Below are 7941 nucleotides of genomic sequence, written 5' to 3' on the forward strand. Positions count from 1 at the left end.
AAATGTGTTACGCACATGCGTGACATGCACGATCCGAAGCAGCCCGACATCTGGCTGAACCGGCTTAATGCGTATCGACCGATCCCGCCGTAAATCTAGAACCGGCTAAGCAGGAAAATTCGTCCTATATCCCAACCAAGCCGCAAAGTCCGCCGACCGGTGTCAAACTTGTCCGGTTCGGCCGGTCATAACGATTTCGATTTCGTCCGCCGACCGACGGATTGGGGTGACCCCCTCAGGCTCTTGGGCGGACCTTTTCAGCAACTCAGCAAAACGTTGAACAGAATCAGCTACCATTTGGTCCTGTAGCAATCTTGATAACTGCTTCGCAAGATCACGATCACTTTGAAGGCATCTGCCGCAGCCAAGTTGCGAAACGCGATGCGCGTTGTCGAACTGGTCGAATGCCATCGGCCGGATGAGCTGAGGAATTCCCGACGCGATCGCTTGTGAAGTCGTCCCAATGCCGCCGTGATGGACAATCGCTCGGCAATGCGGCAGCAACTTGCCAAGCGGCACATAGGACTGCGTCCGAACGATACTCGGTAAGCCAGTCGGAAAGCATTGTGGGTGATTGGCTAAAAGCAGTCCTGGGAGATTGAGATCTGAACATACGTTGGCTGCTCTGCGGAAGAACTTTCGTGTATGCCAGTTCGCCGTTCCACCGGTGAAAACAACGGGGGCATCCGTCGGCAAGTCGAACATCGGCTCGGTCCCATCCGGAGTCGTACCGTCATAGCAAAGAAACCCAGTGTGACGTAGTTGCGGTATCGCACCCGCTGTCGATGGCGCATACCACTCTGGATAAAGTGCCAAGACGCGATCGGGGGACAACCACCATTCGTTCATGATTCGATGAACTGGTGAAAGCCCCTGCTGTCTTCGAATGCGATTGATAGGCGGTGCGAGTAACGGATCGAGCACCAATCGATCGCCAAGCCAGTATGCCAGATGAAATGAATGCGGGTTCGCGGTCGGTTCAAACCGCCACGGCGTCAATCGTGCCGGTGCGTCGGGGACACGCAGCATCACGGGTGCAAGGTGGACGTCAACCAGCGGAACACTCGGTTCCAAATCGCGAAAAATTCGGGACCCAAAATCCAGCGGATGCGACACGAGCACCGTCGAACCCGGCCGATAGAGTTTTTGAATCAACTCGAAGTGGGGTGTCAGAAAGTCCGAGGCGATCCCACGGATGACGCGTCGCATCCCACGTAGCAGTTTCCACGTTGCGGCGTCCGACAGCATGGTGTCGAATTTTTGTTGATCGATTAAGCAATAGGGGGTCAGCCCTTCGGCTTCGGCAATCTTGGCGTAGGGCTCTGCCAAGGAAATCGCCACGTCAAATCCGCGACGGCGCAGTTCGGCGCCGATAGCAACCATCGGGTTTAAGTCGCCGCGCGATCCCGGGGCCGACAAGATGGCAAGCCGCTTCATCCGATTAGCGGCGAATTTCATATTCCGAGATCTTTCGATACGCCGTTGCTCGACTGATTCCAAGCAACCGGGCGGCTTTGGGGACATTGCCGTCGGTTCGTTCGAGCGCTTTTGTGATCAGGCGTTTTTCCCATTCGTCCAGCCGAAACGTATCGAGGCGACTGACACCGGCATCCCGCAGCCCAAGATCATCTGCTTCGATCGCTTGTCCGTCGGCCATCACCACAGCGCTGTCGACGACATTACGTAGCTGTCGCACGTTTCCAGGCCACATGTATTCGAGCATGCGTTTGCGTGCTTGGTCGGTCATTCCCAGTTTGGCTCGACCATGTTGGCTGCGAAAGTGATGAAGGAAATGCTCCATCAACAATTCAATATCGTCACCACGTTCACGCAGCGGCGGGATCAAAAGCTCGAACACACTGAGCCGATAAAACAGGTCTTCGCGAAAGCGTTTTTCACGGACAAATTCGGCCAGGTCGCGGTTCGTTGCCGCAATCACACGTACGTCCACATGGACTTCTTGAGTCCCGCCGACGGGGAGAAACGGGTGGCCTTCGAGAATCCGTAGCAACTTCGCTTGGCCTTCCAATGTCAGCTCACCGATTTCATCGAGGAACAACGTTCCTGTGTGAGCTTGTTGGAACCAACCTTCGTGGTCCGCATCGGCACCAGTGAACGATCCTTTCTTGTGGCCAAACAATTGGCTTTCGATCAATTCCGCTGGGATCGCGGCGCAGTTGACCGTCAGCATTGGCCGCCGCGAACGTTTGCTGTTTCGATGAACAGCACGCGCGACCAGTTCCTTTCCGCAGCCGCTTTCACCACGAACCAATACACAGCCGTTCGCCTTCGCGACACGGACAATTTTTTCCTTCAATCGCAACATCACGGGGCTTTCGCCGATCAATTCGTCGGTGTCGGCGTTGCGTTTGGCGATCTGCTGGGCTTCTGTTTTTAGCGAGTCGTGTTCGAGGGCGCGTTGCAGGCCGACGGCGAGCAGGCGTGCCGCGGCGACGGCGAGCTCGAAGTCGATTTCGTTGAATGAAGGTTCGTCGCGATAAAGGTGCAGAATGCCAATATTGGCTTCGTGGGTATCCAGCGGCACGTAAATCGCATCGGACCAATTTTGTTTTTTGGCTAGTCCATCCGCTTCGTCTTGTTCGCAACCTTTGTCGTTGACCCAAATCGCTTCGCCATTGCCCAAGACACGACGTTGGATCGACTTGCTGATTTTGACACGATCAATCTCGCCTTCGGGGCTCACCTTATGTGGTCTCTGGCGACCATCACCGATATCAAATGACAGGCCCACAGCGTCGGCGTGTGCACGGTCGCGAAGAAGTTCCAAGACGGAGTCGATGATATCATCGGGGTTCTCCGATCGCAGCATCGACAGGCTTAACTGGTAGAGGTCGAAGAGATATCCGGCGTGGGCGATGTCACGCATCGGATCGTCGTAGTCATCTTGCCGAGACATCGCGATGTCTTGGACGATGGTTTGAAACGCGTCTTCGACTTCTGTGTCTTCGTCGGGACTGACGAATAAGATCTCCGTTCCGCCGATTTTCAGGGTGGATTGGTCGATGATTTGAGCCGAATCGATCTTTTGTCCATTCACCAATGTGCCGTTGCGGCTGCCGGTGTCACGGACTTGCCAAAGGCCTTCTTCGAAATACACCACCGCATGAAATCGGCTGGCGACCGGATCGGACAACATGATCTCGCAAGTCGACCCGCGTCCGACGTGCATCGGGCGGTCGGGATCCAATAGGAAATGGCGGCCTTTTTCGGGGCCGTTTTGAACTGCGAGGTACGCGACCATGATTCGTTCACGTCGTTGGTGACTAACCAGCGTGGGGTTCATCCGCCGCGATCATGCCGCATCGAACCGATACTGATGCCGGTTATCGTTTTCAAAGCCGAAAAGTTTCGGTGCAAACAATCATATTCCGCAGAAAAGACATTCGGAATCAACCGACGTTTTGCCGCAGAAGTTTGCCGAACTTCCAAGGTGGGCGTTGTGGCCCTTACGGTCAATCCGGGAGTCGCAGCATCTGTACATTATGATGACAAGCTAGGCGAAGCTACCTCAATCGGCGGTTCCATCACACCCCGGCAACGCCGATAGACGATCACTCCTTCGACGATCATCCAAACCTGCAACGCTAAAATCGAAAGCCCAAACAGGCTGAGCACCAGATTGCCGTCAGGGATCCAACGATTGTAAAGGTCCGACGTGATTGCCCAGGCTGGCATCAACATCATCATCAGCATAGGAATCAAAACGACAGCGACTGGTTTACTGCGACGTGCGAGGTAAACAAACGCAACCATCAGTGCCAGGCCAGCGAGAAGCTGATTGGTCGCACCAAATAGCGGCCACAGGACCATCCCACCTGCCCCAGGCTTCTCGCCGGCAAAAATCGCGATCGCGAGTCCGATGCCAACGGCGATACCTGTCGAAACATATTTGTTCGCCAACGGCTTGGCTCCCGCAGACAAAGCGAGTTCGCTAACCACATAGCGCTGCAGACGAGTTGCGGTATCCAGCGTCGTCGCCGCGAAACAAGCGACCAGCACCGCCATCGTGGCGATTGCCAATCGCAGCGGGAGGCCGAGTGTAGTTAAGAAATTTCCGCCGCCGTCGATGAATGCACGCAGTTTCTTAGGCAGCTTTTGGTTGACCCAACCGGCGTCGGGTTCGCCATTGGCACCCGTGCGGTAGTACTCGCGCCACGCCTGCTGACCCGAAGATGCGTTCCGGGTGATCAACACGGTTCCGATCGGAGATTCGGGGGTGGCGATTTCCGCGGTGACGACGGTTCGCTCGAGCGCTCCCATACCCACTCCTGCCGAGCAGGCCAGGATCACGAGCACGGCGAGCATGCCTTCGAGAAGCATGCTGCCATAGCCGACCGCTTGTGCGTCTGTCGCTTTCTCGAGTTGCTTGCTAGTCGTTCCGCTGCTGACCAAGCAATGGAAGCCGCTGCAGGCGCCACACGCAATCGTGATAAACAAAAACGGAAACATGCTCGGTGCGTCAGCGGGAACTTCGCTGGCAATCGCCGGGGCCGAATTCAACAGATCGGCTTCGCCGGTGAAGGAGGCGATCGCCAGCCCTGCCACCAGCAGAGCCAACGCGACGAATAGCTGTAAACTGTTGATGTAGTCGCGTGGCTGTAGTAGCAACCAAACAGGTAGCACAGACGCGACGAACGCATACGCCAACAAAGCGAACGTCCAAACCACGACCGGTGTGAAAAGCTCGTCGCCTTCGGGAAGCCATCCGGCGAGGTCAAGCGGCAGCCAGTACGCGCCCGCGTAGACGGCCAGATATAAGCACGCCAAGCCGACTAAACTGGGGACAATCAGGCCACCGCCTTTGCGATAACGTAGTCCGATGACGACGGCGATCGGCATCGCGATCCAAACGCTAAGAACCGATTCTGGGTACAGCGCAAAGATGTTCGCAATCACCAACCCAAAGACGGCCAAGACGATCGAAAGGGCGAGCGCGAGGATGACCAGGAAAAGCACCTTTGCCCGCGTCGAGATCAGTCGTCCGGCGGCTTGCCCGATCGTTTGTCCGCGGTTGCGAATCGAAATCACGAGGGCAGCTAAGTCGTGAACGCCGCCGATCAGGATGGAGCCGAACACCACCCATAAAAGCGCCGGGAGCCAGCCCCAGAACACCGCGAGTGCCGGTCCGACGATCGGCCCCGTGCCCGCGATGCTGGTGAAGTGGTGCCCGAACACGATCGACTTTCTCGTCGGGACAAAGTCGATGTCGTCGCGGCATTCGACACTCGGCATCGGCGCATCGTCGGTCAACGCGAACAATCGCTTGGCCAGCCATTTGCCGTAGGTGTTGTAGGCCAGGATGAAGCCAGCCATGGACAATACAGCGACAACCAGAGTGCTCATAGTAAGCCGAACGACTTTTGTGGTGGATCAACGGAGGGGGCGGCGATAGCTAGGCATCAAGATGCCAGATTGCGGGGCGAGGTTCGTGCTTGCAGTCGCCGTCATGTGGAAAGGATGCCCCTTAGCGGGCGAATGAACAGTTTAGCCGAAATCGATCGGCGAGTTGATCCGGCCTTTGTACCCGACATGCTTTAAGCGGGCCGAAATCACCGAATTGAACGATTTGCTCATGGTTCCCGCCTCCCTTGTCGACTCCTATAATTCCGCCTAATCCATCCTGTCTTACCAACGGATACACTCGATTTGGTTGGGCAACTGCAACAAGAATAGGAGCCGTAGAACGGTGAGCGACTCGATCGAAAAAACTGTCATCATTGGTAGCGGCCCCGCCGGTTGGTCTGCTGCGATTTATGCAGCCCGTGCGAACCTGGATCCCGTCGTTTACGAAGGGACTGTCAAAGCCGAGATGATCCCGCTGGGACAACTTGCATTTACCACCGAAGTCGAAAACTACCCCGGCTTCCCCGCCGGAAACATCCGAGCGTTCGTCGAGTCGGCGGTTGATGAGAAACGCCATTACAACCTGCCCGCGATCCCCGGCCCCGAACATTCCAAGGGCAAGGGAAAGTCTCGTTTCAGTTTGGGTGACATCACGCCTCACTACGCGGTGCAAGGCATCGAGTTGATGGAGCTGATGAAGCAGCAGGCGTTGAACTTCGGCACCCGGGTGGTCGGCGAAGACATTGTCAGCGTCGACTTCAGCGGCGAGATTAAAAAGCTGACCACCAGTGGCGGCCAAACGGTGGAAGCGAAAACGGTGATCATCGCCACCGGTGCACGCGCAAACTACTTGGGCCTGGAAAGCGAAGAAGAGTACAAGAACAAAGGCGTCAGCGCGTGTGCCGTTTGTGACGGTGCCCTGCCCGTCTTTCGAGCCAAGCCGTTGGCGGTGGTCGGCGGTGGTGACTCGGCTGTCGAAGAAGCCGTTTACTTGGCAAACCTCAAAGACGCCAAGACGATTTACATGTTGATCCGTCGCGAGGAAATGCGTGCCAGCAAGGTCATGCAAGAACGTGCCAAATCACATCCCAACATCGAGATCCTTTGGAACACCGTTGTGGAGGAAGTCGTCGGTGACGGAAACGTGGTGACCGGGTTGAAGGTCAAGAGCACCAAAGATGACTCGATCAGCGATTTGGATGTCGGTGGCCTGTTTGTCGCGATCGGTCACACGCCAAACACCGCGTTCTTGGACGGGGCTGTCGAAATGAAAGACAGCGGCTACATCGTTTGGAAAAAGCCGTTCCGGACCAATACTTCCGTAACCGGTGTCTTCGCCGCTGGCGACGTTGCTGACGATTACTACCGTCAAGCGATCACGTCATCTGGAACCGGGTGCATGGCTGCTTTGGACGCGGAGCGTTTTCTGGCCGAGCAAGAGTAAAGCGGCGGAAACGCCAAAGAGACGATTGCAGCTTGGGCGGGCGAACTGCCCCCAAGCCGCCTCAAAAGATAACGCCACGATGAATGGTCATCGTGGCGTTTTTTATGGCGACCAGCGATTGTCGCTCACCTGATTGCTGATTAGCCAGCTAGATCTTTGACGCGTACTGTTCGGCGTATTCGATCGTCCAGGCATCGATGACGTTTTCGAATTCTTCGACTTCGACTTCTTCGATATTGCGAAAGAGCGAGCGGTTAAAGAACTCGCGGTTCTTGATCGTCGCTTTGCCTTTGAGGTCCAGAACCCGCAAGTCACTGTACGGTCGAATGACCATTTCGAAACGGCTGTACTGGTTGGCACGTCTGCCGTTTTGGATCAGCAGATCGTCCCGGTAAGCGGCCGTTCCCCAGCCGACTTCTCCGAATAGGGCTTCTTGTCGAAAGCCGGGGAATGCGTCGATGATATCGTTAATCTTGGCTTCGATCCGTTCCGAGAGCGACAATCGAAATGACGTGTGGAGGCGTTTGAGTTCCTCTTCGGTCAGTTCTTCGCGTTTGGCCTCGGATTGCGATTTGTCGCGGCGTTGTTCGCCACGTTGAATCGCGGATTGAAGTCGAGACTTGAAGTCATCGCTCATTCCTGTGCCTCCGATGCTTCTCCCGTGTTGCCATCGTTTGCAGCTGGCTCGGGTTTCGCGGGAGCCGTTTCTGCGGGCGTTTCCGCAACAGGTGGCGCCGAGTCGCTGGCCTTGGGTTTGTTTTCCTTGGCGGGCTTCTTCGCAGGCTCGGGCTGGCTTTGATTGGAGTAGAACTGCATCAAATCGCCAAACGACCGAAGCGGCTCGTCGCCCTTCTGCATCGCATCGGTGATCGGTTTGGATTCTGCCTTGGCGACAACGCGATAGGATTCAGGGCGATGAGGTTTACGACCGCGGTCATTCGACTTGCCGCGACCGCCACCACGTTGGTTGCCGCCCGGTTTGCCTTGTCCACGTCCGCCTTGTTGTCCGCCGCCAGCTTCCCGCGACCGCCGCCTTGGCCACGTCCACCCTGGCCGCCTTGACCACGGCTTGCGCCCTGTCGCCAGAACGCGAACAGGAACTCGAAAAAGAACCCCAACCCCAAACACACCCA

The 7941-nt window shown here is 56.4% G+C and carries 6 protein-coding genes; 1 reads left to right on the top strand and 5 read right to left on the bottom strand.

What is annotated here, in order from left to right; genetic code table 11:
• Positions 1-162: 162 nt before the first annotated feature.
• The 3 genes from CGZ80_RS22685 to CGZ80_RS22695 form a co-directional block, all read right to left on the bottom strand.
• On the bottom strand, positions 163-1458 hold the full coding sequence (locus CGZ80_RS22685) for a glycosyltransferase (protein ID WP_094417964.1): 1296 nt from the start codon (positions 1456-1458) through the stop codon (positions 163-165).
• Positions 1442-3304, bottom strand: a complete 1863-nt coding sequence (locus CGZ80_RS22690; protein ID WP_233148602.1) for a sigma 54-interacting transcriptional regulator — start codon at positions 3302-3304, stop codon at positions 1442-1444. The genes CGZ80_RS22685 and CGZ80_RS22690 overlap by 17 nt, the downstream gene beginning before the upstream one ends.
• A gap of 197 nt (positions 3305-3501) precedes the next feature.
• Positions 3502-5364 (bottom strand): carbon starvation protein A, encoded by a 1863-nt coding sequence (locus CGZ80_RS22695; RefSeq protein ID WP_094417965.1) that lies wholly within the window; start codon positions 5362-5364, stop codon positions 3502-3504.
• 343 nt (positions 5365-5707) lie between these two features.
• Between CGZ80_RS22695 and CGZ80_RS22700 the strand changes: the two genes are divergently transcribed.
• Positions 5708-6808: an NAD(P)/FAD-dependent oxidoreductase gene (locus CGZ80_RS22700; RefSeq protein WP_094417966.1), complete on the top strand. Its 1101-nt coding sequence runs from the start codon at positions 5708-5710 to the stop codon at positions 6806-6808.
• Between the two features lie 148 nt (positions 6809-6956).
• Here the strand turns inward: CGZ80_RS22700 and CGZ80_RS22705 are convergent, their stop codons facing one another.
• Positions 6957-7445, bottom strand: a complete 489-nt coding sequence (locus CGZ80_RS22705) for a hypothetical protein (protein ID WP_094417967.1) — start codon at positions 7443-7445, stop codon at positions 6957-6959.
• On the bottom strand, positions 7442-7941 hold a 500-nt coding region (locus CGZ80_RS28370), incomplete at its 5' end, for a hypothetical protein (protein ID WP_198953769.1). The genes CGZ80_RS28370 and CGZ80_RS22705, both read right to left, overlap by 4 nt.

It is taken from the genome of Rhodopirellula sp. MGV, from assembly GCF_002251265.1.
In the GTDB taxonomy this organism is placed as follows: Bacteria; Planctomycetota; Planctomycetia; order Pirellulales; family Pirellulaceae; genus Stieleria; species Stieleria baltica_A.

Bases quoted from the DNA above. Each gene is read 5' to 3' on its own strand.
- CGZ80_RS22685 (WP_094417964.1), bottom strand. From the start codon at position 1,458: ATGAAATTCGCCGCTAATCGGATGAAGCGGCTTGCCATCTTGTCGGCC.
- CGZ80_RS22690 (WP_233148602.1), bottom strand. From the start codon at position 3,304: ATGAACCCCACGCTGGTTAGTCACCAACGACGTGAACGAATCATGGTC.
- CGZ80_RS22695 (WP_094417965.1), bottom strand. From the start codon at position 5,364: ATGAGCACTCTGGTTGTCGCTGTATTGTCCATGGCTGGCTTCATCCTG.
- CGZ80_RS22705 (WP_094417967.1), bottom strand. From the start codon at position 7,445: ATGAGCGATGACTTCAAGTCTCGACTTCAATCCGCGATTCAACGTGGC.